Origin of the sequence: Pseudomonas sp. JS3066 (assembly GCF_036328175.1) — a bacterium.
Lineage (GTDB): Bacteria > Pseudomonadota > Gammaproteobacteria > Pseudomonadales > Pseudomonadaceae > Metapseudomonas.
The window spans coordinates 83,751-109,408 of the sequence record NZ_CP143313.1; the positions used below are offsets into that span (position 1 = coordinate 83,751).

Here is a 25,658-nt window from a genome sequence, read left to right on the forward strand (position 1 = left end):
AAGGAGAGTCCAACCATGAAGAAGAAACTGTTTGCCCTGGCCGCCCTCGTGGCAGCCCTCGGATCGACCGCCGGCACGGCCAGCGCGCAAGACGTGCTGACCGGCGACACGCGCCTGGCCTGCGAGGCGATCCTGTGCCTGTCGTCGGGCACGCGCCCGAGCGAATGCACGCCGTCGCTGTCGCGGTACTTCAACATCACGAAGCGCAAGCTGTCGGACACGATCCGCGCCCGCCTGAACTTCCTCCAGCTTTGCCCGGTGGCGAGCCAGACGCCGGAAATGCAGTCGCTCGTGTCGGCGATCTCGCGCGGCGCTGGCCGGTGCGACGCGCAGTCGCTGAACTCGACGTTGGTGATGTGGACGGGCGGCTACGACGATGGGCGCACGTACATCAGCAACCAGTTGCCTGACTACTGCGGGGCCTACACCGGCCACGCCTACACCGACTTCGCCAGCAGCGGCACGCTGCCGCGCTATGTCGGGACGCCAGAGCGGGGCGGGTATTGGGTCGAAGCGCGCGACTATGACCGCGCCTTGGCCGAGTACAACGAACGCATCCGGCGCGAGGACGAAGAGCGCCGCCGTCAGTCCTGGCTGAACTGAGGGAGGGGAGGGCATGCCGTTCTTCGCCGATCTGCCGCCGCAGCTCCAGGAGCGCGTCGTCTGCTCGATCTCGGCCGCCGTCAAGTACGAGGTGCCGGTCAACATCGTGTTGGCCGTCGCCGAGAAAGAGGGCGGCAAGCCGGGCCAGTGGGTGCGCAACTCGAATGGCACGCATGACGTTGGCCCGATGCAGTTCAACACCGCGTACCTGGGCGACCTGGCCCGATACGGCATCACGGCGAACGATGTGGCGGCTGCCGGCTGCTACTCGTTCGACCTGGCCGCCTGGCGGCTGCGGATGCACATCCGCAACGACAAGGGCGACCTCTGGACGAAGGCGGCGAACTACCACTCGCGCACGCCGCAGTACAACGCGGTGTACCGGGCCGACTTGATGCGCAAGGCGTCGAAGTGGGCCGATTGGCTCGAAGCTCGGTTCGTCACGCTTGACGTGACGAAGGCCGGGGCCACGCCCTCGACGCCCAGCCAGCCCGCGACGGTGGCCCAGCGGGCGACGCCGGCGGCCAGGCCGGCACCAGCACCCCAGCAGGCCGCCCCAGCGGCCGCAGCAGCTCGCAGCGTGTCGGTGGCCGGCTACGTGCCCCGCACGGTGTCTTTCAACACTTCACGCGAGGGGTCGGCCGAGTAGGCCGGCTCTTCCGATTTAGCGGCTAAACATGGACAAATTCCACGCCTTCATGATGCGGTACACGCTGGGCGTCGGCCGGTTGCTTCAAGCCTATTGCAAGTGGGCGGAAGGGCAGGCCAAGAACCAGCTCGATTTGCTTCTGCTGGGCCTCGGCCCGATCTTCGCCTTGGGCCTTCTGCTGTGGGCGCTGCCGGCGTGGATCGGCAAGCCCATCGCCTTCGTGCTCTCACTGCCAGCGCTCTACATCATCTTCCTGGTGCTGCGCGCCTACGCGATTCGCGGGGGCCGGCGCTGATGAAGGCCCTGCGGATTCCTGATGGAACCGTCGAAGCGTTGAAGTGGCTCGCACTGGTTCTCATGACCGGCGATCACGTCAACAAGTACCTGTTCAACGCGACGCTGCCGGTGCTGTTCGAGGCCGGCCGCGTGGCGCTCCCCCTTTTCGTGTTCGTCCTGGCCTACAACCTGGCCCGGCCGGGCACGCTCGAACGCGGCGTGTACGGCCGCACCATGTCGCGCCTGGCGATGTTCGGCGCGCTGGCCTCGGTGCCCTTCGTGGCCCTCGGCGGCCTGTACGCCGGTTGGTGGCCGCTCAACGTGATGTTCACGCTGCTGGTCGTCACGGTAACGGCCTACCTGGTCGAACGTGGCGGCAAGCTGCACCTGGCGGCCGCCGGCGTGGTGTTCCTGGTCGGCGGCAGCTCGGTCGAATATTGGTGGCCGGCCGTGGCCTTCGGCCTAGCGGTGTGGTCGTACACGCGGCGGCCGAGCTGGGCAGCCGCGGCGGTCGCGGTGCTGGCCTGCGCGGCCCTGTGGTTCATCAATCGCAACCTGTGGGCCTTGGCGGCCCTGCCGGTGCTCTTCCTGGCCTCGCGTGTGGACGTGCGCCTGCCGCGCCTGCGCTGGGCCTTCTACGCCTATTACCCGCTGCACCTGGCCGCGCTCTGGTTGATCCGCATCCCCATGAGCAAGGCCGGCTACCTGTTCTTCTGATTGGAGTCCTGCCCCATGCGAAAACCCGTTCTTCTGGCCCTCTCTCTGGCGTTCCTGGTCAGCGCGCAAAGCGCACTGGCCGCCGGCGACGCCGGCAACTTCGGCACGCCGATCAAGTCCGGCGTATCGGTGTCCTTCCCCGACAGCAGCGCGACATTCCAGCCGACGCCAGAGGCCCTGGAGCTGCTGGCCGACGCTAGGAATGCGGCGATCATCTACATCAGCGGGCGCACCAGCACGCTACGGCCCAGCGCGGCCGACGAGGCCCTTGCACTGCGCCGTGCGCTGTCGGCCAGGTCGTACCTGGTGGCGCGCGGCGTCTCGCCGCTCAAGATCATGGTGAACTTCGCATCGGCCGCCGATTTCGTGGCAGACAACTCGACGGCCGAGGGCCGGCGCGAGAACCAGCGCGTGGACATTGAGGTGGTCTACATCCCCACCTACTGAGCGATCCGGCATCGCCATTCCTGGCGGTGCTGCAGGTCGCTCCAGCAGCTTCGCATCGTCGGCTCTGACGATGCAGGCCCGGCCGGCTTCCCTTGACAGCATCGCCATTTCTGACGATGCTGGCCAAGTCCCGATTTACTCCAGGAAGAAGGCCATGAGATACCCCGGCGGCAAGGGCGGTGCCGGCGTCTACCAGACGATCATCAACAACATCCCGCCTCACGACACGTACATCGAAACGCACCTGGGCGGCGGCAACATCCTGGAGCGCAAGCGGCCCGCTGCCCGCAGCGTCGGCATCGACGTTGATCCCGAGGTGATCGAGGTCTGGCAGCAGCTCGACGTGCCCGGCCTGGAGCTGCACCACGGCGACGCCGTGGCCTGGCTGGAGTCCCACCAGTTCACCGGCTCCGAGTTCGTCTACGCCGATCCGCCCTACGTGATGGACAGCCGGCGCGGCGGCAAGCTATACCGCCACGAATACGACGACGCCGACCACGTGCGGCTGCTCGACGTGCTGGCCGGCTTGCCGTGCGCGGTGATGGTGTCGGGCTACAGCTCAACGATCTATGACAGCTCTCCCTTGGCGTCATGGAGAACCATCGACTTCAACGCGATGACGCGCGGCGGCATCGCTATCGAACGGCTGTGGATGAACTACCCCGAGCCGGCCGAGCTGCACGATCTGCGCTACCTCGGCAGCAACTTCCGCGAGCGCGAGCGCATCAAGCGGAAGAAAGCCCGCTGGCAAGCGAAGCTCGCCAAGCTCGATCCGCTGGAGCGGGCGGCGATCATGGAATGCCTGCGCGAGCTGGAGGCGGCCGAGTAGGTCACGCCTGCGCCTGGTTGTGCAGCGCCCATACGCGCTTGACCTGGCTTTCACTGCACCCGGCCAGCCTGGCCGTCTCTGGAATGCTGTGGCCTGCGCTGCGCAGCGCCACGATGCGTTCATGCACCTTTGTGTTGGCCTTGCGGCCGGTGTAGCGGCCGGCGTCCTTCGCCAGCTCGACGCCCTGCCGCTGCCGCTCGCGGCGATCCTCGTAGTCGTCGCGGGCCATCTGCAACGCCAGCTTCAAAAGCATGTCCTGGATCGACTCCAGCACCACCTTTGCCACGCCCTTCGCCTCGGCGGCCAGGTCGGATAGATCGACCACGCCAGGGACAGCCAGGCGCGCGCCCTGGGCGCGGATCGAGGCCACGAGGCGTTCGGCCTCGGGCAGCGGCAGGCGGCTGATGCGGTCGATCTTCTCCGCAACGACGACTTCACCGGGTTGCAGGTCGCCGATCATGCGCAGCAGCTCGGCGCGATCGGCGCGAGCGCCCGAAGCCTTCTCGCGGTAGAAGCCGGCGGCCCTGGTGCTCTCCACGATGGCGGCCTGCCTGGTCAAGTCCTGCTCGTCGGTGCTGACGCGCAAGTAGATGCGCGCGACCTTGAAGGCGACGCCGGCGGCTTGGTGCTCGGCCGGCGTCCGCATGATTCGGTCGGCTCCTTCGACCAGGCCATCGCCGCCGACGCGCAGCGGTGGCGTCTTGGCGAGCGCCTGGCGCGCTGCGCGGGACTGGCGCGGCATGGCCGCGATCTGTGTTTCCTGGGCGGTGCGCGGCGTGATGATCGCGCTGCGCGTCGCCTTCTTTGTCATTTTCAGAAGACGACTGCACCAATCAACGAGACATGAAGCCTGCTGTGCATACGGCTCCTGACAGCCCGATATCAGGACTCCTCTGCACGAAACTCGTCTATGCTCAATACTCGTGTGCACCAAAGCGAGGCGAGCATGGCGACCGATACCGTACCGATTGCCGAGCGCGGCGTAGCCACCCTGTCAGAACAGGCATGGGAGCGTGCTCGCTGCCGCGCGGAGATCATTGGGCCGTTGGCGCAGTCGGAGACGGTCGGGCATGAAGCGGCCGACGCAGCAGCCCAGGCGCTGGGTCTGTCCCGGCGGCAGGTCTACGTCCTGATCCGCCGTGCCCGGCAAGGTTCGGGGCTGGTCACTGATTTGGCTCTTGGACAGTCGAGCGGTGGCAAAGGTAAAGGCCGCTTGCCGGAGTCGGTCGAACGAATCATCCGCGAGCTACTGCAAAAGCGCTTCCTGACCAAGCAGAAGCGCAGCTTGGCGGCGTTCCACCGTGAAGTTGCGCGGGTGTGCAAGCTGCAAAAGCTGCGGATGCCGGCGCGCAACACGGTCGCGTTGCGGATCGCCAGCCTTGATCCACTCAAGACCACTCGACTTCGGGAAGGCCAGGATGCGTCCCGCATCCTGCAAGGTGTTGGCGGTGTTCCTCCGCCAGTCTCCGCACCGCTGGAGCAGGTACAGATCGACCACACAGTCATCGACCTGATCGTGGTGGACGAGCGCGACCGGCAACCGATTGGCCGTCCGTACCTGACCCTCGCCATCGACGTGTTCACCCGCTGCGTGGTTGGCATGGTGGTCACGTTAGAAGCGCCATCTGCCGTCTCGGTCGGCCTGTGCCTCGCACACGCCGGTTGCGACAAGCGCCCTTGGTTGGAAAGGTTGGACGTGGAAATGGACTGGCCGATGAGCGGCAAGCCCGCGCTGCTCTACCTGGACAACGCGGCCGAATTCAAGAGCGAGGCGCTACGCCGTGGCTGCGAGCAGCATGGCATCCGGTTGGACTATCGGCCTCTCGGGCAGCCGCACTATGGCGGCATCGTGGAACGGATCATCGGCACGGCGATGCAAATGATCCACGACGAATTGCCGGGGACGACCTTCTCCAACCCTGACCAGCGCGGGGAATACGCCTCCGAGAAGATGGCCGCCCTGACACTGCGCGAGCTGGAACGCTGGCTCGCATTGGCGGTTGGCACCTATCACGGCTCCGTGCACAACGGCCTGCTCCAACCGCCGGCCGCACGCTGGGCCGAAGCTGTCGCGCGTACCGGCGTTCCAACCGTCATCACTCGCACCACGGCTTTTCTGGTCGATTTCCTGCCCGTCCTCCGCCGCACCCTGACCCGCACTGGCTTCGTCATCGACCACATCCACTACTACGCCGATGCGCTCAAGCCGTGGATAGCTCGGCGCGACCGCCTGCCTGCGTTCCTGATCCGGCGCGACCCACGCGACATCAGCCGCATTTGGGTGCTGGAGCCGGAGGGGCAGCACTATCTGGAAATTCCATACCGTACCTTGTCGCACCCGGCTGTCACCCTCTGGGAACAACGGCAGGCGCTGGCGAAATTGCGGCAGCAAGGGCGCGAACAGGTGGATGAGTCGGCGCTGTTCCGCATGATCGGGCAGATGCGCGAAATCGTGACCACTGCGCAGAAAGCCACGCGCAAGGCGCGGCGCGACGCGGATCGACGCCAGCATCTCAAGTCAACGGAACAACCTGTCAAAACCACGCCACCAGCGGACACGGACATGGCAGACCCGCAGGCGGACAACCAGCCACCTGCCAAACCGTTCGACCAGATTGAGGAGTGGTAGCCGTGGACGAATATCCCATCATCGACCTGTCCCACCTGCTGCCGGCGGCCCAGGGCTTGGCCCGTCTCCCGGCGGACGAGCGCATCCATCGCCTTCGCGCCGACCGCTGGATCGGCTATCCGCGAGCAGTCGAGGCGTTGAACCGGCTGGAAGCCCTGTATACGTGGCCAAACAAACAACGCATGCCCAACCTGCTGTTGGTCGGTCCAACCAACAACGGCAAGTCGATGATCGTCGAGAAGTTCCGCCGCGCCCACCCGGCCAGCTCCGACGCCGACCAGGAGCACATCCCGGTATTGGTCGTGCAGATGCCGTCCGAGCCATCGGTGATCCGCTTCTACGTCGCGCTGCTCGCGGCGATGGGAGCACCATTGCGACCGCGCCCACGGCTGCCGGAAATAGAGCAACTGGCGCTGACACTGCTGCGCAAGCTCGGTGTGCGTTTGCTGGTGATCGACGAGCTGCACAACGTCCTGGCCGGCAACAGCGTCAACCGCCGGGAATTCCTCAACCTGCTGCGCTTCCTCGGCAACGAATTGCGCATCCCGCTGGTCGGTGTGGGCACACGCGACGCCTACCTGGCCATCCGCTCGGATGACCAGTTGGAAAATCGCTTCGAGCCGATGATGCTGCCGGTGTGGGAGGCCAACGACGATTGCTGTTCACTGCTGGCCAGCTTCGCGGCTTCGCTCCCGCTGCGGCGACCTTCGTCGATTGCCACGCTGGACATGGCTCGCTACCTGCTCACGCGCAGCGAGGGCACTATTGGCGAGCTGGCGCACCTATTGATGGCGGCGGCCGTGGCCGCCGTGGAGAGTAGTGAGGAAGCGATCAACCACCGCACGCTCAGCATGGCCGATTACACCGGTCCCAGCGAGCGGCGGCGGCAATTCGAGCGGGAACTGATGTGAAGCCAGCGCCACGCTGGCCACTGCATCCGGCACCCAGGGAAGCCGAAGCCCTGTCTTCGTGGCTCAACCGCGTGGCCCTTTGCTATCACATGGAAGTGTCCGAGCTGCTGGAGCACGATCTTGGTCACGGCCAGGTTGATGACCTGGACACCGCGCCACCACTGGCGCTGCTGGCGATGCTCTCCCAGCGGAGCGGTATCGAGCTGGATCGGCTGCGCTGCATGAGTTTCGCCGGCTGGGTGCCTTGGCTACTGGACAGCCTTGATGATCAGATTCCAGCCGCATTGGAAACCTATGCGTTCCAGCTCTCGGTACTGCTGCCGAGACTCCGCCGTAAGACGCGATCCATCACGAGCTGGCGTGCCTGGCTGCCCACCCAACCGATACACCGCGCCTGTCCGCTCTGCCTGAACGATCCGGAGAACCAAGCCGTACTGCTCGCGTGGAAGCTGCCCCTGATGCTGAGCTGCCCACTGCATGGCTGCTGGCTGGAATCCTATTGGGGCGTGCCAGGGCGGTTTCTCGGCTGGGAGAACGCCGACGCCGAACCGCGCACTGCCAGCGACGCGATTGCGGCGATGGACCAGCGTACCTGGCAGGCACTGACGACCGGCCACGTGGAGTTGCCGCGCCGACGCATCCACGCCGGATTGTGGTTTAGGCTGCTACGCACGCTGCTCGATGAGCTGAACACCCCGCTTTCGACGTGCGGCACCTACGCGGGGTATCTCCGCCAAATCTGGGAATGCTGCGGGCATCCGCTGCGTGCTGGGCAAAGTCTGTGGCGACCGTATGAAACCCTGAACCCGGCAGTACGGTTGCAGATGCTGGAGGCGGCGGCAACGGCAATCAGCTTGATTGAGGTGAGGGATATAAGCCCGCCAGGCGAGCACGCAAAGCTATTCTGGTCCGAGCCCCAAACCGGGTTCACCAGTGGCCTGCCGGCGAAAGCGCCGAAGCCCGAACCCGTCGATCACTGGCAGCGTGCAATCCAGGCCATTGATGAGGCCATCATTGAAGCACGACACAACCCCGAGACGGCACGCTCGCTGTTCGCGTTGGCTTCCTATGGTCGGCGCGACCCCGCTTCCTTGGAACAGTTGCGCGCCACCTTCGCGAAGGAAGGCATCCCCCCGGAATTTCTGTCACATTATGAGCCTAGCCTACCCTTTGCATGCCTTAGACAGAATGACGGGTTAAGTGACAAATTTTGACGTGCAGAGCTTCCCGATGCAAACTGTCACATAATCGAACGTATATGTGACAGGTACAAGATGCTGATTGGCTACATGCGAGTATCGAAGGCGGATGGCTCCCAGGCGACGGACTTGCAGCGCGATGCGCTGGTCGCGGCCGGTGTTGATCCGGCGCATCTCTATGAAGACCAAGCGTCCGGAAAACGCGAGGATCGTCCCGGTCTGGCGAGCTGTCTGAAGGCACTACTGTCGGCGCCGATCCAAATCTGAGCCACCGTGCCGACCGAATATTGAGCCAGGGGTGGGGGCCGGCCTTCAGAGGGCCGGCGGTGGATAAGTGTAGGTCTGTCCTGGCTCTTTGACCTCCTCGATGTTGAGTTGAGCGCGCGGGGGAAGCCGCGCAGGGCGTAGCCCGTAGCGGATTTCCCCGCGCGGCGCCGCTTCAGAAGTCGTCCTGCGGCAGCTCGGACTTGCTGCCCTTGCGGGCCTGCTCGCGCGCCTTGATGCGCTTCTTGGCCTCTGCCGTACTGCGGCTGAAGCGGATCGACTCGTTGCCCGTCTCCACGATGTGGCAGTGGTGCGTGAGCCGGTCCAGCAACGCGGTGGTCATCTTCGCGTCGCCGAACACGCTGGACCACTCCGCGAAGTCCAGGTTGGTCGTGATCATCACGCTGGTGTGTTCATACAGGCGACTGAGCAGGTGGAACAGCAACGCCCCGCCGGCCTGGCTGAACGGCAGGTAGCCCAACTCGTCCAGGATGACGAGGTCCATGCGCAGCAAGCTCAATGCAATGCGCCCGGCCTTGCCTTGCGCCTTCTCCTGCTCCAGTGCATTGACCAGGTCGACCGTCGAGAAGAACCGCACGCGCTTGCCATGCCGGGTGATGCCCGATACGCCGATGGCCGTGGCCAGATGCGTCTTGCCCGTGCCCGGCCCACCCACCAACACGACGTTGTGTGCGTCGTCTGTGAAGTTGGTTGCGGCCAGTGTGCTCACAAGCTTGCGATCTACCGGCGAGACCTCGAAGTCGAAGCCGGCGATGTCGCGATGCACCGGGAACTTCGCGGCGTGCATCTGGTGGCTGACCGAGCGCATGGCGCGATCCGTGCCCTCGGCCTGCAGCAAGTGCTCGATCAACCAGCGCGAGGAGTCCACCCCTGCGTTCGTTCCTTGCTCCACCAGGTCGGCCCAGGCGCCGGCCATGCCATGCAGACGCAACGCCTTGAGTTCAACCGTCACGTCACGCGTCATGGCCGGCCTCCTCGGTGGCGTTGTCGGCACGCAGGCTGTCGTAGCGCGCCGTGTTGGCCAGCGGCGGTGTGCTCACCTTCAGCTGCGTCGCAGCCGTCTGCGGCATCGGCACCGCATTCAGGCGCCCCAGCACGTTGACCACGTGCTCCACGCTCACCTTGCCGGGCGGCCCGGTCTCCAGCGCCAGTTCCACCGCCACCAGCACCGCGTCCAGCCCGGCGCTCAGCACGATGGCCAGCACCTGCGCCATCACGCGGTCGCCGCCCGGGTTGCGCAGCAGCCCACGGCGCAGCCTCTGCAGCGGCTCGGGCATGTCGGCGAACGGCGCGCCATTCCTCAGCGCGCCGGGCTTCCTCTGCAGCAGCGGGATGTAGTGCTGCCAGTCATACCGCGTCTCGCCGGCGTTGCTCAGGCGGTCGTGGCGCGCGACGATGTGGTCGTTGGCCACCACGACGACGCTGCCCGGGTACAGCCTGGTGCTGACCATTTGCCCGAACAGCTCGCACGGCACCGAGTAGCGGTTGCGCGCCACCGATACCAGGCAGGTGCTGGACACGCGCGCGGGCTTCTCGACGTAGCCATCGAACGGCGCCGGCATGGGCATCAGATGCGCCCGCTCGTGTTCGAGCATCTCGGCCACGCTGAACTGCTCGTGCTCGGGGTGGCGCACCTCGTCCCACAACGCCCGGCACCGCTGGCCCAGCCAGGCGTTGAGTTCGCTGAAGCTGCCGAAGCGCTGCTTGGCCGCGTCGATCCAGATGCGCCGGCGGCTGTCCTGCACGTTCTTCTCGACGACGCCCTTCTCCCAGCCGCTGGCGACGTTGCAGAAGTCCGGGTCGTACAGGTAGTGCGCACACATGGTCGCGAAGCGCTCATTGACGATCCGGCCCTTACCCTTCTTGACCTTGTCCACCGCGGTCTTCATGTTGTCGTAGATGCCGCGCCGGGCCACGCCGCCCAGGGCTGCAAAGCTGCGGGTATGGGCATCGAACAACATCTCATGGCCTTGGCTCGGATAGGCCACCAGCCAGAAGGCCCGCGAAGCGCATAGCTTCATGTGCGAGACCTGCATGCGGTAGTAGATCCCGCCCACCACCAGCCCTTCCTCGCTCCAGTCGAACTGGAAGGCTTCGCCGAGCTCGAAGGCCAGCGGCACGAAGGCGTTGGCGCTCGCAGATTGACCTTCGCCCTGGCGCCACGCCCGGATGAAGTCGGTCACCCGCGTGTAGCCACCGTCGTAGCCAGCGCCCCTGATCTCGGCGTACAGCGCCTTGGCCGTGCGACGCTCGCGCTTGGGCCGCCGGGCGTCGGCCTTCAACGCCTGCCTGAGCGCCTCGTGGAACGCAGTGAGCTTGTTCGGCTGCTCCCCGCGCCGGTACTTCGGCGGGCCATCCACCTCGCCGTGCAGCCACTTCGCAACCGTGTTGCGCGACAGCCCCGTCATGCGCGAGATCTCGCGCTCCGATTTGTTCTTCCGGGCATGCAAACGCCGGATCCTGCCAATCATGTCCATGGTGATCACTCCTCGTCCTCTGCTGCACAAAAAAACAGCAGAGTAGGTTGAACACCTGGCTCAATTTTGGGTCGGCACAACCCTCATAAGTGGCTCAGTTTTCGGTCGGCGCCAACAGCCACGACATTGGACGCCGCGCGCTCGCGCGCCTGCCGGCTGAAGTCGGCACTTGAAAGCCGCAAAGTCCATGCTGAAGTACTCAACTACTGTCGCGCCGAACTGCTGGATGAAAACTACTTCCATGCCGTCTTCGAGTCGACCAAAGGCGTCGCCGAGCGCATCCGTTCCATGTCGGGCCTGACCATGGATGGAGCCGAGTTGGTGAACCGGACGTTTTCGACGCAAAACCCGATCCTGGTTCTCGGTTCTCTCGCCACCGAATCTGAGAAGAGCGAGCAAAAAGGCTTCGCCCATCTGCTGGTAGGCCTCTTCGGCGCCGTGCGCAACCCACTCGCCCATGCCCCCAAGACAAACTGGCCGATGTCCGAACAAGATGCCCTGGACATCCTGACACTGGTATCACTCATTCACCGCAAGCTGGATCGCACGCTGAAAGCGAATACCGCGGCGTTGTAGCGGCTCCCCGTGTCTCCAGAGGATGGGGGTACTACTCTTTCGCGGGTGATCGGCCGGCGCCAAGACAGCCATCACGTAAGCCGTCAGTGCAACTGCTCGACAAGCTCTTCCAACTCGACGAGCCCTGCAGCGCGGCATTCCAGATCCTGCGCAATGGCGAGCATGTCGGTGAGCACGCAGGCCACGCGCCATGTCTGATTGAAGCTCTCGCTCATCTCCGCCTCGCTGCAGTACCCAGCGTGAACTGCGGCCCGATCGATGGGCCGAGGCCATCGGCGCAGATCGAGCGCCGGGTGGCTGAAATACGCATCGCCGAAGTCGATGATGCCAGTCAACTGCCCGGTCTGCGGATCGACGAAGACGTGCTCGAGGCCGGGGTTGCTGTGCAAGGCCACCCAGGCGTCTGCGTCCGGCAAGGCGCGCATCGCGAGGCGCGCCAACTGCAACGGGTCGACCGCAAATGGCCAGGGCTGGGCCGCCCGAGCCACGGCTGCGACAGCGTCGTCGAAGAGGCCGCCGAACCGTGTGCGAACGTCGGCCGCCGTGTGGTCGCCGGGGATCAGGCGCGCCTCGAACACGGGTTGCTGAGGGATTGCGTGAATGCGACGCAACATGCGCCCCAGGTCAACCAGCGTACGCCGGCGGAGGTCACCGTCGAGCCTTGCCGAGTGTATCGGCTCGCCGGGCATGCGCGTCATCAAGGTGTACTCGATCCCGGGCTTGGCAACGCCCCCACCGAGGACTCGTGGAACGCATACGCCCTCCAGGCCTGCCAACTGCTCCAAAAGGAAACGCTCCTTCGCCAGGCTCGTTCGCGCGCGCAGCTGTTGTGGTCGCTGAACCTTCAGGATCAGGCCGTTGTCGATGGCATAGGCGCGCGCTTCGCCGCCGCTCTCGTCGACGGCCCTGACGGCCTTCGCGCCCGCCGCATGCAAGCGCACGATCGCGAGCACCGCGTCGGGATCGAGCACCGGGTCGGCCGCGTCGGGTTGTATGTAGAAGTCCTTGCCCATGTCTGTCCTCCAACGTCAACGTTGATGCCAATCCCAGCCTGCCGTCTCCATGGCCAGCAGCGCGGCGAAGCGACCCCGGCACCGAATCAACTCGTCCGGCGCGCCTTGTTCGAGGATGCGACCGTCCTCGATCACGATGATGCGATCGGCCTCCAGCGCCGTTGACAGCCGATGCGCCACGATCAGAACGGCACGGCTCGAGTCGTGCGCGTCGCGGCGAAGAGCGGCGCGGAACGCAGCGTCGCTGGCGTGGTCGATCGCGGCTGTCGCTTCGTCGAGCAGCAGCACGCGAGGCTGGCGCACCAGCGCGCGCGTGAGCGCGAGCAATTGCCGTTGGCCCGCGGACAACGCGGCGCCGGCCTCACCCGCGTCCAGGGGCGTGTCGTAGCCCTGCGGCAGTGCCCGGATGAACGCATGCGCGCCCGTTGCCTTGGCCGCGGCTTCGCAAGCAGTCCGGGTCACGAGGACGTCGCCCATCGTGAGGTTGTCGAGCACGCTGCCGCTGAACAGTTGCAGCGTCTGCGGCACGACGCCCAGGCGCTGACGGCGTTCCTCGTCCGTCATGGCGCGTGGATCCGCGCCCGCCACGTGAATTTCACCGGACCAGGGCGCATACAGGCCACCGGCGAGGTGCATCAGGCTGCTCTTGCCAGCGCCGGTGCGCCCGACCAGCGCGACGTGCTCGCCTGCGCGAACGCTCAAGGAGAAGCCGTTCAGCACGAGGCGATCGGCGACGTAGCCGAAGATCACATCCTTCAACTGGATCAACGGCTCCGGTTCGCTCCTTGCCTGTTGCACGGAATGGGCGACCGGTGTTTCCTCGACCGGCAGCGCCAAGACCTGGAACACGCGCTCCGCCCCGGACAGCGCGCTCTGCACGGTCTGCCATTCCTCGCCCAGCGTCGTTATCGGCGCGAAGAAGCGGCGAAACAGCAGCACGAAGGCCGTGAGCGTGCCGATAGAAACACCCCAGCCCGCCAGCGCGCCCTCGGCGCCTGCCCACAGCAGGCCGCAGACGATCAGCGACGCCAGGATGGCCATCAGCGGCGTGTAGATCGTTGAATAGCGTGTGGCCGCGAGATAGGCGTGTTGCGTGGCCTGCAGAGCGCCACGAAAGCGGTGCTCGAAGAACCCCGTTCGTCCGAAAGCACGAATGACCTCCGCGCCACCGAGGGTCTCCACGAGTGCCGTGTTGACGCTTCCCACGGCCTCCCGGCTGGCCCGTTCAGCGGCCAATACCCGCAGCTGGAACCAGCGCGTGAACCACAGCAGGGGCGGCACGGCCAGTCCGCAGAGCAGCGTCAGCGAGGGACTGAGCACGAGCATCGTCACCGTGATCGTGACCAGTCGCACGAGGTCGGCGACAAGGCTCGCGATGCCCGACGAGAACAGGCGGTCGATGGTGTCGATGTCTGCGGTGCAGCGACTGACGGTGTCACCCAACGGGGTCGTGTCGAAGTAGCGCGCAGGCAGCCGTTGCAGATGGCCAAACAGGCGCGCGCGCAGGTCGCGCAACGCCCGTTGGGCTGCGATCGCGGTGCCGTACGCAGACGCGAAGCCCAACGCCTGCTGCCCGGCCACGACCAGCAGGTAGAGCACGCCCAGCAGCATCAGGCCGTCGCCACGGCCCACGGCCAAGTGGGCGTCCACGGCCTGCCGCACGAGGAGCGGCGGCAGCACCTCCAGCGCCGCACCGGCAAGCACGCAGGCTGCGATGGCCACGAGCAGGCGTCTCTGCGGCGCCAGTAGCGAGCCCACCTGGGCGGTCGTGAGTCCTCGGCGTGTTGTCGGTGCCGGCTGTGACTGTGTTGCGGTCATGCGTCCTCCGGCTGTGCCATCGCGACCTGCGCCGCGTAGATCCGTGCATACAGGCCGCCCGCCAGCATCAGCTGTTCATGAGAGCCTCGTTCGACTATGCGTCCTCCATCCAACACGACGACGAGATCCGCCTGCGGGAAGGCCGCCAGCCGGTGCGAGCACAGGACGATGGTGGCCTGTCGCGCGGCCGGCGCCCCGCGGCCGAACTCCGCGCGCAGGCTGGCAATGATCTGAGCCTCCGTCGCGACGTCGACCGCCGAGAACGGATCGTCCAGCACCAGCAGCCGAGGTCCCGCCGCCGCCGCGCGTGCCAGTGCGACGCGCTGCCGCTGACCGCCGGAAATGCGAATGCCGCGCTCGCCGATCTCGGCATCGACGCCGTGCTCGAAGCCCGAAACGTCCTTCGCAAGCGCGGCGATTTCCAGGGCGCTCATCGTGGCGAGGTCGGCCTGCTCACGTCCCATGGTGATGTTCTCGCGCACCGTACCCGAGAACAGGAAGGGCTCCTGCGGCAGGTAACCGATGTCACCGCGATGTCGTGCGGGCGTGTCGCCGTCCAGGGAAACGGTACCGCCGGCGAGCGGGTACAGGCCCAGCAGAGCCTTCGCCAGCGCACTCTTGCCCGAGCCGACCGGCCCGGTCACTGCTACGAACGCGCCTGCCGAAATCTCGAGCGAGACCTGGTTCAGCGCCGTGACGGCGGCGTCGGCGTTGCCGTGAGAGAAGCTCACGTTGTGCAGGGATACGGCGAGCCCGCGTTCAACTCGTGACGCCGGCTCGGTGAGAGTCGAGCGCGGAGTCGTTCCGGCCAGGTAGCCGGCGCGAAACGACGCGAACCGATGCTCCACGCGAGCAGGCACGGCCGCAGCGAGCAAGGGGGCGAGCCGCGCGTAGGCTGCGCCGCCTGCTTGCACCGAGTTCACCAGCTGCGGCACCCGAAATCCGCGCCCGGTGAAGCGCAGAAAAAGGTCCAGATAGGTCACGAACGCCCCCAGCGTCCACGCGCCTGCGATGACTTTTTCGCCGCCTTGCCACAACACCAGCACGATGCCGGCCGCCATCAGCGTGGTGTAGACCGCGGGCAGGCCGGCGCGGGGCCGCGCCACCGCGAGATTGGTGTGCGCCTGTGCATCTGCGAGCCGCTCGATCCGCGTCTGTGCGGCCTGCTTCATCCCCAGTAGCCTCGCGACGCGGATGCCGGACAGTTGCTCCTGCAGTCCCGCGGTCAACGCGCCGTTGGCTTGTCGAGCCGCCGTCGTACGTTGGTGAATAAAGCGTCCGGCGGCCCAGGCCAGCACCATCGCGAAGGGCACGGGAATCAGCGCCTGCAGGGTCAACGACCAGTCCAGCACCAGCATGGCGACGAAGAACGACATCAAGAACAGGAGCGTGTCCCAGGTCTCGACGATCACCTCGCGGATGCCGATGCCCAGCACCTCGACGTCACCGATGACGCGCGCCATGGTGTCGCCAACAGGCGTGGCAGTCAGCTTTGCCATCGGCCAGGCGAGCACCCCGCGCAGCGCATCCGCGCGCAGATTGGCGCGGATGCGCGCGTTGGCCGTCATCAACCACCAGCGCTTGCCCAGTCGAGGCAGTTCTGTGGCGAGGGTTGCCGCGGCGAACAACGCGACGGCCTGCAGCAGCGTCGCGCGCGTCGCCTGGCCATGCGCGAAGTGCGTCGCGGCGTCGATCGCGCGCCCGAGGCACACGGCGGGCAGGACCACGGCTGTGTTCATGACGACGCCTGCCAGGGAGCCGAGGACAAGCTGCCCGGCGGTCTGCCGGTAGTAGGGACGCAGTTTCCAGAGGTAGTGCGCCATGTCAGTCGCCTGCGTGCATGCAATCCCTAACCGTTCACGGCTCTCGTTTGGGCATGGGCCGCACCAGCCCCCGATACACAACGAACTGCGCATCGTCCTTGTATTGCAGCTCCTGTCCGTCGCGCAGGACGCTGTAGCAGATCGGTTCGTCCTTGCTGATTTCCGGCTGCAGCAGGCATAGCTGATTGCCTTTGACGGACCAGCGCGCAGACCGCTGGCGGCCGTTCTCCGATCGCTCGACGCGCCCGTCCGCGAAATACTTGTGCCCCCAATGGTGTTCATCAGTCACGTACTTGCCGCTGATGGCGGCACGGATCTGCGGGCCAGTCAGCGGCACCTCCTTGGCAGTCGCGGCAAGTGCGCAGAACACGGCTCCGGCGGCGGTGAGGCGCGCGAGGTGCCGGGTGGGGCTGCTTGGGAGGCGCTGCGGCACCGAGCTGAAGGTTTTCTTCGTCATTTCGCAGCCTTCTGCGCGTCCAATGCCTTCTTTACCGCCAGGGCCAGATCCACGGCTTTGCCCTTGCCCCAGTAATGCAGAAAGACGTAGCGCGGTTCCTCGTGGGTCATGTGCTGGTGGATTGCCACGATGTTGATGCTCTGGCCACGCATGGTCTTCAGGACCGTCTGCAGTTCGTTTTCATGCATGGCGAAGTCGCCATCAACCACCGCATGCTCATCGTCGCCGGCAAAGGCCGCCCAGGTATTGATGCCCATTTCATTGCCGACGGTGGTTCCATGCATCTTGGCTGTGCGGCCAAGGGTTACTTTCACCATGCCATCCTTGACCTGCGCCTTGCTGCCCAGAATCTCCTCGATGGGTGCAGCAGTCACATGGCTTGGCGATGCGATGTCACCCGCGAAGCTGCTGGCCGGCGTGCCTTGGGCGGCGCGCACCTGCGCGATGCGGTCGTACACCGCCTTCACGCCTGTGGCGAGCTTGCGTGCATCCCCCATGCCGCCGATGTGCATGAAGAAGACCTTGGGTTGGTCGAAGAAGAAGTGGTTGTGCAGCGCAGTCACTTCCAGGCCGTTGTCCAGCGCGGCGCTCATCGCCGGGTTGACTTCATCCTCGAACAGCACCGTATCGCCCATCATCATGGTGGACGAGCCCATTGGCGTGAACGCGGCCCAGGAGGTGAGCCCCATGAACGGTGGCATGGTCCAGCGATCGACATTGATCTTCACGTCGTCGCGTGGCTTGCTGACCTTGAAGACGTTTTCCGCCTGGTTGTAGCTGCCCTTGAGGCCGGTGGCCGTTTCGATGGCAGCCGTGTCGATGGCCTGGGCCATGGCCGGGGCGCCTGTAGTAAGCAGGCCCGCGGCCAGGGCCAGTGTGGAGAGGGTTAGACGCAGCATGGTGTTTCCTTGGTAGTTGGCGGGATGCAGCTCCGGGGGCTGGCCGGAGCGGGTAATCGAGGCAGGTGCCGGTCAATCGAACGGATATTTCGACGACAGAGGTTCCGGAGTGACCTCGTAGAGGTCTTGGCCGTGGGCGCGCAGCAGATAGGCCTTGCCTTTGCGCAGTACCGTCCAGCATTCGGGCTCTACACCCGTGCTGATGCTTACGCACAATTCCTTGCCCACGATCTTCCAATGCCCCTGGTGCGGCCGCCCCAGTTCAATGGACTTCGTGCGTCCATCGGGAAGGAGGTAAGCGGACCAGTGCGCGCCTTCGGATATGACATTGCCGACGAAGACTGTCTTGATCTGCGCGCCGGTGAGTTCGCTGGGGCCGGGCGCTGCCGATGTCGCCACCAGGCTCAGGGACTGAATGAGTGTGGCGAAGGCAAGACGGGGGATTGCGGACATTTAGTGCATTTTCAATTGGGCGGATCAGGCTGGCATGACCGGCGGCCAGTTGTGTGTCTCGGCCTGGCATGCGCGGCACCACGCATAGAGGGCGTCGTACATCACCATGCCGTGCTGGAGCATTTCGTGGTCGTCGCTAAAGTTGTGCGACAGCCCGAGCGAGAGCGCATAGAGCCCTGCTGATTGCGGCGTCAGGTCAAGCCGGGAGGTGTCGGCGCCGCGCACGATCTCGGCTAACTGGCGCAGCGCTGGGTCGTCCAGGTGGTACTTCGACAGGAAGGCATCGAAACTGCACAGCTCACCCACATGGCTTAGTTCGACATTCGGGATGTCGTAGGGGATGGCGCCGGTAGCGTTGGCGGTTTTCAGCACCTCGCTGGCCGGCACATAGAGAAATTCCGCCTGCTGGTCGATGAAGCGCGCAACCAGCCAGGGACAGGCGATGCGGTCGATCTTGGGGCGTTCGCGTGTAATCCACTTCATGGTGCTACTCCTTTGCTTCAAATGTCACGCCAGCAGCGCGACAGGCTTCGATGCCTCCGGCCACGAAGCGTGCATCGAGGCCATGCGCTCGTAGCGCGAGCGCCACCGACTGGCTGACTTCATGGCCGTGCACGCAATACACAAGGACGGGTTTAGAGGAATCGATTTCACGGCTCCAATTTGCCAACTGCACGGGATCGCGCCGAATGGCCCCGGCGATGCGATCAGGCGCTTGTGCGTAGCCTGCCGTGCGTCGCACGTCGATCAGTTGGAGGTCACCGCCGACTTTCTCTGGTGCGGCCGACCAGGGCAGTGCATCAGCCTCGATGGCGGCAGCGTAGCGCTGCATCACGGCATTCCAGCGGATGTTTTGCATGAATGCGTCAACATACGCGGCCGCCTTGGCACCGAAATCCATGTGGTAGGCGTGCTCGTACATGTCCAGTGCCAGCAGCGGTGTGGCGCCGGCCAGCAGGTTCGTATGGTCTGCCGCCCAATGGTTGATCAGCCGCGCCTCGCGTGTGGACCATGACAGCAGCGCCCACCCCGAGCCGCCGCCCATGGCCTTGGCCAGTGCGGAGAATTCCGTGCGCCAGCGGTCAACGCTGCCAAAGTCGCGGGCCAAGGCAACTGCCAGGCCGGAGTCCGGCAATGCACCGTCGCCTCCCAGCGTGTCGAAGTACAGCTCGTGGAGCCAAGCGGAATTGGCGGCGATCAGCTCTTCGCGCTTCAGGCCATTGATCATGAAGACCGGAGCGGTCGGCCAATCCAGGTGCGCCAGTTGCTGGCGAATAGCATCCAGGCGCTTGACTGCGCCGGTGTAGTTATTCGCGTGATGGCTGAGGATGAGTTTCTCGGACAGCCCGTTGAGGGCAGCGAGGTTGATGGTAAGGGGGCGTAGTTGTAAATCCATTGGAGTGTTCCTAGAAATGTGGCAAGTCATGGGTTAAGGCGTGGACTCCTCTCGCTTCTATTCAGCTGTGGGTCACCAGCGGGTAGACGACCAGCCCAATCAGTGCCGCGGCAGCGACAACGATCGGCTCCGGCAACTTCTTGAATTTCCAAAGCAAGGCAGCAGTCCCCAGGGCGAGTAGCGCCGTGGGAACGTCCTTGATCGAGCGCACCCCGATAACTACCACGGCTCCGGCCAACGATCCGATGGCGGCTGCCGTCACGCCATCGACGAATGCCACGATTCCCGGTTTCTTTCCGTATTTCTTGAAGTACGGGGCTGGCAGGACTGTGAAGAGATAGCACGGCAGGAAGGTTGCCAGCGCCGCAGCAACCGCGCCCCAGAAGTCCGCGACCAGAAAGCCGATGAACCCGGTAGTGATGACGACAGGACCGGGAGTGATCATGGCGACTGCGACAGCGTCTAGGAACTGGTGATCGGTCAACCATCCGTACTCTTTGACTACTCCGCTATACAGAAACGGGACGATAGCTAGGCCGCTACCAAAAACAAAACTGCCCGCGTAGAAGAAATACTTGGTGATCTGCCACAGCTTGGTCCAGTCGACGTTGGACAAGCCAAGCAAGGCCAGCAAAGGAATAGCACTGCTGTGCAGCGTGCTGGACGGCTTAATAAATTTCGGCGGCGCGCGCAACAACCACACGAGAACGCCTGCGCCCAGGAACAGCCACAGTTCCTCGGATTGGGTGATGATCGTCACCGCCGCCGCTACTGCAAAGATGGCCCATTGCAGTTTGTCTTTGCCGATGTTCTTGGTAGAGAGCTTCCAGGTGCTGATAGCAATGATCCCAATGACAGCGGAACTCACGCCATAAAACACGGCCTGCATCCAACCCAGACCGCCGAAATGCGTATAGGCCCAACCCAGTCCGATCACCATCAGAAACGAGGGCAGCACAAAAGCGAGGCCCACCAGGGTGGCCCCTAGGAAGCTGTAGTGAACAAAGCCCAGGTAGATGGCCAACTGCGCGGCTAACGGTCCTGGCGCGAGCTGCGCCAAGGCCAGCCCTTCCTTGTAGTCTGCCTCGGTGAACCATTGGCGCCGCTCCACCAAGTCGCGGTCCATGTTGCCAGCCAGGGCCACGGGTCCGCCGAAGCCCAGTGCTCCGAGCCGTAGGAAATAGGCAACCAATTGCCACAGCGTATAGCTGCGAGGCGCCCCACTGCTGATGGCTGCGGCTGGAATGGTTTCATTCATGACGATTCTTTCTACAAAAAAGTGATCTGAGGTGAGCCGTCAAGTTTTGCGGCTGCTGGAGAAGTGGGCGTGGAGCGAATCCAGTACCCCGCCGATGTCGGCCAGTAGTGCGTCGTCGTCTGGCCAGCGTCGGCGTGCGCCGGCCAGAACGGCCTCGAAGCCGCTGGCCTCCGGCGTGGCCGTCCCGCCCACATCGAGCGCATGCACCATCGCGCTCAGGCGCGAGAGGCCGCGATCGTTCTCCAGGCCGAAGCTCGCCAGCAGTACCTCGAACGTCACCCGCTCGCCCACGTGCGAGAAGGTCGCACCGTCGAAGTCGAACCCCAGTGCATCGGCTGGGCTGTCGGCCGGGGCGTCCAGCCACAGAAAGCGCGCATGCGGGTCGATAAAGCGCTGGATCAGCCAGGCGCTCGCCACGCGGTCCACCCAGAGATGGCGGCGCGTGGCCCAGACTCGTCCCTGGTACTGCATGCGATCACGCCGAGCAATGTTGCCCGCTGTTGGCTGCGGCTCACCGGGTGACTGCATGGCTTCGAGGGCGTTGGCGAAATCGCGCCACTGGGCGTCGGCGCGGATCGACGTCTCACCGGGAAAGAAGTCGATTTTGCGGATGACCTCATAGGCACGCGCATGCTTGCGCTGTGTACGCTGGAGTTCGGCTGCGCTCAGGGCGGAGAGCGTCTGGCGTGCTTGCGCCAGTTCCTCTAGCCAGGGGGTGTAATCGGCCGCCCGGTCGAACAACGCCTGAAAGGTGGCCTGTTCGGTCATGTTCCGGGCTTGCACCTGCAGCAGCCAGGCTTGCCCGCCTTCCTGCAGCGCCTCGTCGGCCAATACCTGCAGTTGCGCAGCCTGTTCGGCTTGGGCGGGCAGTAGATAGGCGCCGTCGCGCAAGGCGGCACAGCCGAGCGTCTTGACCGCGCGCCAAATCCGCATGCGTGCCGTGGCGCTCGCGGAGGGGAGGCTGACGATGAGGGTCAGCCAAGAGTCGGAGGTGAGAGTCATGGCAACAGCTTAAATCCATGTCACGGTCGTTGCAATGATGTAGCGATCTCTACAAAATAACTGCTACTGGGTTCAGAAGATTTGCACCCCGCGCTGGGGCGTGTCGGCGCGCGGCGCCGTCAGGCTCTCGGGCGTTGCCCCGTGCTTCGTGCCGAATCACGGCCATGCGGCGTCGATCCTTCACGCAACTGCGGCCCTGATCGCAGATCCGGGCCTGCGCGCTGCGCTTGCTAATACCGGGTGTGCCTGGGTGGCGGGGTGTGGCGGCTTGCTGCTTCTCCATTGTGCCACGGCGTTCTCGCCGTGCAAGGGCGGCGCGTGCTCGCACGCTTGCGGCCTGCGGCCGTCGTTGACCCTTGACTGCTTGCGCTGCGCCGTGCCCCGAAAGGGTCGGGCAATTCCGCCCGGCAACCTTTCAGGAGTTCACCATGAACAACGCACTCATCACTGACGAGCAGCGCATCGTGCTGCTGTCGGAATCCAGCCTGCGCTCTGACGACTCGGCGTGATGCCTTCGCGCCCCTAACGGGGCGTTGCGCGCTTTGCTTGTCTCCAGGGGAAAGCCCTGCGGGCTATCCCCGCCGCGCGAGCTTGGCGCCCCTCAAAGGCCGCCGAGCCGGCTTCCCGATGCCTGGAGCATGAGCTTGTGCATCGAGCCTTGAAGTCCGGGCGTCCCCGGCCAGGAAACATGGCCGGTCGCGCTGTCGTGCTGCGCATCGAACCCCCTGCGGGGTTTCGCCCCTGTCGGGCTTCCATCATTCCCTCGCGCTGATCGGCTGACGCCTCCGGCCCGGCTTCCAGCTTCGGGCCTGCGCGCTTCGCTTGCCGTGCGGTCGGCGCATGGGGAAGGCCGTTGCCTTGTCCAGCCGTCTCCCCTGACTTCATCACCTTGTCCGCGACTGTAGCCCGCTCCCGTGCGCCGTCAAGGCGCGCAGGGCCGTGTCCTCGCTGCGCTGCGGGCCGCACCAACCCTGCGCTTGCCTCCTTGACGGCCCCCGTCCGCGCGCTCCTGACCGTCGCGGGCGATGAACTCAGGAAAGACGGTGGCAACAGGGCCAACCAGGTTCCTCGTGCCGACCGCACCGAACAGCCGAAAGGCTGGGCTCCGAATCTAGGAATCCGGTGTGCGGTTTTCTTCAACAACCAAGTCAGGAGAAAGACATGCTTGCATCCCGTTTTGCTTCCCATTCCCCGGCGCTGCGTTCCGATTACCCCTTGTCGGATGACCAAATCCGGCGCGTGGCCCCGTCCATCTTTGCGGATGCCCCGCATGAGAGCCGTTCCGAGCGGTACAGCTACATCCCTATGTCGGCGCCGATCCAAATCTGAGCCACCGTGCCGACCGAATATTGAGCCAGGGGTGGGGGCCGGCCTTCAGAGGGCCGGCGGTGGATAAGTGTAGGTCTGTCCTGGCTCTTTGACCTCCTCGATGTTGAGTTGAGCGCGCGGGGGAAGCCGCGCAGGGCGTAGCCCGTAGCGGATTTCCCCGCGCGGCGCCGCTTCAGAAGTCGTCCTGCGGCAGCTCGGACTTGCTGCCCTTGCGGGCCTGCTCGCGCGCCTTGATGCGCTTCTTGGCCTCTGCCGTACTGCGGCTGAAGCGGATCGACTCGTTGCCCGTCTCCACGATGTGGCAGTGGTGCGTGAGCCGGTCCAGCAACGCGGTGGTCATCTTCGCGTCGCCGAACACGCTGGACCACTCCGCGAAGTCCAGGTTGGTCGTGATCATCACGCTGGTGTGTTCATACAGGCGACTGAGCAGGTGGAACAGCAACGCCCCGCCGGCCTGGCTGAACGGCAGGTAGCCCAACTCGTCCAGGATGACGAGGTCCATGCGCAGCAAGCTCAATGCAATGCGCCCGGCCTTGCCTTGCGCCTTCTCCTGCTCCAGTGCATTGACCAGGTCGACCGTCGAGAAGAACCGCACGCGCTTGCCATGCCGGGTGATGCCCGATACGCCGATGGCCGTGGCCAGATGCGTCTTGCCCGTGCCCGGCCCACCCACCAACACGACGTTGTGTGCGTCGTCTGTGAAGTTGGTTGCGGCCAGTGTGCTCACAAGCTTGCGATCTACCGGCGAGACCTCGAAGTCGAAGCCGGCGATGTCGCGATGCACCGGGAACTTCGCGGCGTGCATCTGGTGGCTGACCGAGCGCATGGCGCGATCCGTGCCCTCGGCCTGCAGCAAGTGCTCGATCAACCAGCGCGAGGAGTCCACCCCTGCGTTCGTTCCTTGCTCCACCAGGTCGGCCCAGGCGCCGGCCATGCCATGCAGACGCAACGCCTTGAGTTCAACCGTCACGTCACGCGTCATGGCCGGCCTCCTCGGTGGCGTTGTCGGCACGCAGGCTGTCGTAGCGCGCCGTGTTGGCCAGCGGCGGTGTGCTCACCTTCAGCTGCGTCGCAGCCGTCTGCGGCATCGGCACCGCATTCAGGCGCCCCAGCACGTTGACCACGTGCTCCACGCTCACCTTGCCGGGCGGCCCGGTCTCCAGCGCCAGTTCCACCGCCACCAGCACCGCGTCCAGCCCGGCGCTCAGCACGATGGCCAGCACCTGCGCCATCACGCGGTCGCCGCCCGGGTTGCGCAGCAGCCCACGGCGCAGCCTCTGCAGCGGCTCGGGCATGTCGGCGAACGGCGCGCCATTCCTCAGCGCGCCGGGCTTCCTCTGCAGCAGCGGGATGTAGTGCTGCCAGTCATACCGCGTCTCGCCGGCGTTGCTCAGGCGGTCGTGGCGCGCGACGATGTGGTCGTTGGCCACCACGACGACGCTGCCCGGGTACAGCCTGGTGCTGACCATTTGCCCGAACAGCTCGCACGGCACCGAGTAGCGGTTGCGCGCCACCGATACCAGGCAGGTGCTGGACACGCGCGCGGGCTTCTCGACGTAGCCATCGAACGGCGCCGGCATGGGCATCAGATGCGCCCGCTCGTGTTCGAGCATCTCGGCCACGCTGAACTGCTCGTGCTCGGGGTGGCGCACCTCGTCCCACAACGCCCGGCACCGCTGGCCCAGCCAGGCGTTGAGTTCGCTGAAGCTGCCGAAGCGCTGCTTGGCCGCGTCGATCCAGATGCGCCGGCGGCTGTCCTGCACGTTCTTCTCGACGACGCCCTTCTCCCAGCCGCTGGCGACGTTGCAGAAGTCCGGGTCGTACAGGTAGTGCGCACACATGGTCGCGAAGCGCTCATTGACGATCCGGCCCTTACCCTTCTTGACCTTGTCCACCGCGGTCTTCATGTTGTCGTAGATGCCGCGCCGGGCCACGCCGCCCAGGGCTGCAAAGCTGCGGGTATGGGCATCGAACAACATCTCATGGCCTTGGCTCGGATAGGCCACCAGCCAGAAGGCCCGCGAAGCGCATAGCTTCATGTGCGAGACCTGCATGCGGTAGTAGATCCCGCCCACCACCAGCCCTTCCTCGCTCCAGTCGAACTGGAAGGCTTCGCCGAGCTCGAAGGCCAGCGGCACGAAGGCGTTGGCGCTCGCAGATTGACCTTCGCCCTGGCGCCACGCCCGGATGAAGTCGGTCACCCGCGTGTAGCCACCGTCGTAGCCAGCGCCCCTGATCTCGGCGTACAGCGCCTTGGCCGTGCGACGCTCGCGCTTGGGCCGCCGGGCGTCGGCCTTCAACGCCTGCCTGAGCGCCTCGTGGAACGCAGTGAGCTTGTTCGGCTGCTCCCCGCGCCGGTACTTCGGCGGGCCATCCACCTCGCCGTGCAGCCACTTCGCAACCGTGTTGCGCGACAGCCCCGTCATGCGCGAGATCTCGCGCTCCGATTTGTTCTTCCGGGCATGCAAACGCCGGATCCTGCCAATCATGTCCATGGTGATCACTCCTCGTCCTCTGCTGCACAAAAAAACAGCAGAGTAGGTTGAACACCTGGCTCAATTTTGGGTCGGCACAACCCTCATAAGTGGCTCAGTTTTCGGTCGGCGCCAACA

The 25,658-nt window shown here is 65.1% G+C and carries 24 protein-coding genes and 3 pseudogenes; 12 read left to right on the forward strand and 15 right to left on the reverse strand.

From position 1 onward, the window contains the following. The first annotated feature begins 15 nt into the window (after positions 1-15). The 6 genes from SA496_RS28950 to SA496_RS28975 all read left to right on the forward strand — a co-directional run bounded on the left by SA496_RS28950 (position 16) and on the right by SA496_RS28975 (position 3,521). Positions 16-603 (forward strand): TrbM/KikA/MpfK family conjugal transfer protein, encoded by a 588-nt coding sequence (locus SA496_RS28950; RefSeq protein ID WP_010890138.1) that lies wholly within the window; start codon positions 16-18, stop codon positions 601-603. 13 nt (positions 604-616) lie between these two features. Beyond that, positions 617-1,252, forward strand: coding sequence for a transglycosylase SLT domain-containing protein (locus SA496_RS28955; RefSeq protein WP_011114052.1), 636 nt, complete (start codon positions 617-619; stop codon positions 1,250-1,252). Positions 1,253-1,280: 28 nt separating this feature from the next. Next, entirely contained in the window at positions 1,281-1,547 is a 267-nt protein-coding gene (locus SA496_RS28960; protein WP_010890140.1) for a hypothetical protein, read from the forward strand. Beyond that, complete coding sequence (locus tag SA496_RS28965) at positions 1,547-2,245, forward strand: TraX family protein (protein ID WP_330115685.1); 699 nt, start codon at positions 1,547-1,549, stop codon at positions 2,243-2,245. The genes SA496_RS28960 and SA496_RS28965 overlap by 1 nt, the downstream gene beginning before the upstream one ends. A 15-nt stretch (positions 2,246-2,260) precedes the next feature. Further along, positions 2,261-2,692, forward strand: a complete 432-nt coding sequence (locus SA496_RS28970; RefSeq protein WP_001665065.1) for an OmpA family protein — start codon at positions 2,261-2,263, stop codon at positions 2,690-2,692. A gap of 154 nt (positions 2,693-2,846) precedes the next feature. Continuing rightward, positions 2,847-3,521, forward strand: coding sequence for a DNA methylase (locus SA496_RS28975; protein WP_011178411.1), 675 nt, complete (start codon positions 2,847-2,849; stop codon positions 3,519-3,521). Position 3,522: 1 nt separating this feature from the next. On the opposite strand, the gene SA496_RS28980 is transcribed toward SA496_RS28975, so the two are convergent. Next, complete coding sequence (locus SA496_RS28980) at positions 3,523-4,332, reverse strand: recombinase family protein (protein WP_330115686.1); 810 nt, start codon at positions 4,330-4,332, stop codon at positions 3,523-3,525. A 135-nt stretch (positions 4,333-4,467) separates the two neighbouring features. On the opposite strand from SA496_RS28980, the gene SA496_RS28985 reads away from it, so the two are divergent. From SA496_RS28985 to SA496_RS29000, 4 genes and pseudogenes are all read left to right on the forward strand, one after another. Further along, entirely contained in the window at positions 4,468-6,150 is a 1,683-nt protein-coding gene (locus SA496_RS28985; protein ID WP_011494284.1) for a Mu transposase C-terminal domain-containing protein, read from the forward strand. A gap of 2 nt (positions 6,151-6,152) precedes the next feature. After that, positions 6,153-7,061: a TniB family NTP-binding protein gene (locus tag SA496_RS28990; RefSeq protein ID WP_011494285.1), complete on the forward strand. Its 909-nt coding sequence runs from the start codon at positions 6,153-6,155 to the stop codon at positions 7,059-7,061. Further along, positions 7,058-8,275, forward strand: a complete 1,218-nt coding sequence (locus SA496_RS28995) for a TniQ family protein (RefSeq protein ID WP_009288528.1) — start codon at positions 7,058-7,060, stop codon at positions 8,273-8,275. Before SA496_RS28990 ends, SA496_RS28995 begins: the two co-directional genes overlap by 4 nt. A 60-nt stretch (positions 8,276-8,335) precedes the next feature. After that, positions 8,336-8,503 (forward strand): annotated as a pseudogene (locus tag SA496_RS29000) (recombinase family protein); the annotation flags it as partial. Between the two features lie 196 nt (positions 8,504-8,699). Here SA496_RS29000 and istB (SA496_RS29005) read toward each other — a convergent pair. Both istB (SA496_RS29005) and istA (SA496_RS29010) read right to left on the reverse strand, forming a co-directional pair. Further along, complete coding sequence (gene istB / locus SA496_RS29005; protein WP_005800232.1) at positions 8,700-9,509, reverse strand: IS21-like element helper ATPase IstB; 810 nt, start codon at positions 9,507-9,509, stop codon at positions 8,700-8,702. Beyond that, entirely contained in the window at positions 9,499-11,022 is a 1,524-nt protein-coding gene (gene istA / locus SA496_RS29010; protein ID WP_005800234.1) for an IS21 family transposase, read from the reverse strand. Before istA (SA496_RS29010) ends, istB (SA496_RS29005) begins: the two co-directional genes overlap by 11 nt. Before the next feature lie 108 nt (positions 11,023-11,130). On the opposite strand from istA (SA496_RS29010), the pseudogene SA496_RS29015 reads away from it, so the two are divergent. Continuing rightward, positions 11,131-11,598 (forward strand): annotated as a pseudogene (locus SA496_RS29015) (TIGR02391 family protein); the annotation flags it as partial. Between the two features lie 83 nt (positions 11,599-11,681). Here SA496_RS29015 and SA496_RS29020 read toward each other — a convergent pair. The 10 genes from SA496_RS29020 to SA496_RS29065 all read right to left on the reverse strand — a co-directional run bounded on the left by SA496_RS29020 (position 11,682) and on the right by SA496_RS29065 (position 21,717). After that, positions 11,682-12,611: a phosphotransferase family protein gene (locus SA496_RS29020; protein WP_047219835.1), complete on the reverse strand. Its 930-nt coding sequence runs from the start codon at positions 12,609-12,611 to the stop codon at positions 11,682-11,684. A 15-nt stretch (positions 12,612-12,626) separates the two neighbouring features. Then, complete coding sequence (locus SA496_RS29025; protein WP_330115687.1) at positions 12,627-14,429, reverse strand: ABC transporter ATP-binding protein; 1,803 nt, start codon at positions 14,427-14,429, stop codon at positions 12,627-12,629. After that, a complete protein-coding gene (locus tag SA496_RS29030) occupies positions 14,426-16,252 on the reverse strand; it encodes an ABC transporter ATP-binding protein (protein WP_330115688.1) in 1,827 nt (608 codons plus the stop codon). Before SA496_RS29030 ends, SA496_RS29025 begins: the two co-directional genes overlap by 4 nt. Before the next feature lie 34 nt (positions 16,253-16,286). Next, the gene (locus tag SA496_RS29035; protein WP_330115689.1) at positions 16,287-16,709 is read right to left on the reverse strand and encodes a hypothetical protein; all 423 of its coding nucleotides are present in this window, start codon (positions 16,707-16,709) and stop codon (positions 16,287-16,289) included. Continuing rightward, the gene (locus SA496_RS29040) at positions 16,706-17,608 is read right to left on the reverse strand and encodes a DUF1259 domain-containing protein (RefSeq protein ID WP_065347125.1); all 903 of its coding nucleotides are present in this window, start codon (positions 17,606-17,608) and stop codon (positions 16,706-16,708) included. The genes SA496_RS29035 and SA496_RS29040 overlap by 4 nt, the downstream gene beginning before the upstream one ends. Positions 17,609-17,680: 72 nt before the next feature. Next, complete coding sequence (locus SA496_RS29045; protein WP_046987172.1) at positions 17,681-18,061, reverse strand: hypothetical protein; 381 nt, start codon at positions 18,059-18,061, stop codon at positions 17,681-17,683. 24 nt (positions 18,062-18,085) lie between these two features. Then, on the reverse strand, positions 18,086-18,544 hold the full coding sequence (locus SA496_RS29050; RefSeq protein ID WP_046987171.1) for a chromate resistance protein ChrB domain-containing protein: 459 nt from the start codon (positions 18,542-18,544) through the stop codon (positions 18,086-18,088). 4 nt (positions 18,545-18,548) lie between these two features. Beyond that, a complete protein-coding gene (locus SA496_RS29055; protein ID WP_330115695.1) occupies positions 18,549-19,457 on the reverse strand; it encodes a Fe-Mn family superoxide dismutase in 909 nt (302 codons plus the stop codon). 61 nt (positions 19,458-19,518) lie between these two features. Next, positions 19,519-20,715 (reverse strand): chromate transporter, encoded by a 1,197-nt coding sequence (locus SA496_RS29060; RefSeq protein WP_330115690.1) that lies wholly within the window; start codon positions 20,713-20,715, stop codon positions 19,519-19,521. 39 nt (positions 20,716-20,754) lie between these two features. Next, positions 20,755-21,717: a chromate resistance protein ChrB domain-containing protein gene (locus SA496_RS29065; RefSeq protein WP_017406218.1), complete on the reverse strand. Its 963-nt coding sequence runs from the start codon at positions 21,715-21,717 to the stop codon at positions 20,755-20,757. Between the two features lie 1,161 nt (positions 21,718-22,878). Between SA496_RS29065 and SA496_RS29410 the strand changes: the two are divergent. Then, positions 22,879-23,031 (forward strand): annotated as a pseudogene (locus SA496_RS29410) (DUF932 domain-containing protein); the annotation flags it as partial. Positions 23,032-23,218: 187 nt separating this feature from the next. Here SA496_RS29410 and istB (SA496_RS29070) read toward each other — a convergent pair. Then, the gene (gene istB, locus SA496_RS29070; RefSeq protein ID WP_005800232.1) at positions 23,219-24,028 is read right to left on the reverse strand and encodes an IS21-like element helper ATPase IstB; all 810 of its coding nucleotides are present in this window, start codon (positions 24,026-24,028) and stop codon (positions 23,219-23,221) included. Further along, positions 24,018-25,541 (reverse strand): IS21 family transposase, encoded by a 1,524-nt coding sequence (gene istA, locus SA496_RS29075; RefSeq protein ID WP_005800234.1) that lies wholly within the window; start codon positions 25,539-25,541, stop codon positions 24,018-24,020. Before istA (SA496_RS29075) ends, istB (SA496_RS29070) begins: the two co-directional genes overlap by 11 nt. Positions 25,542-25,658 lie beyond the last annotated feature (117 nt).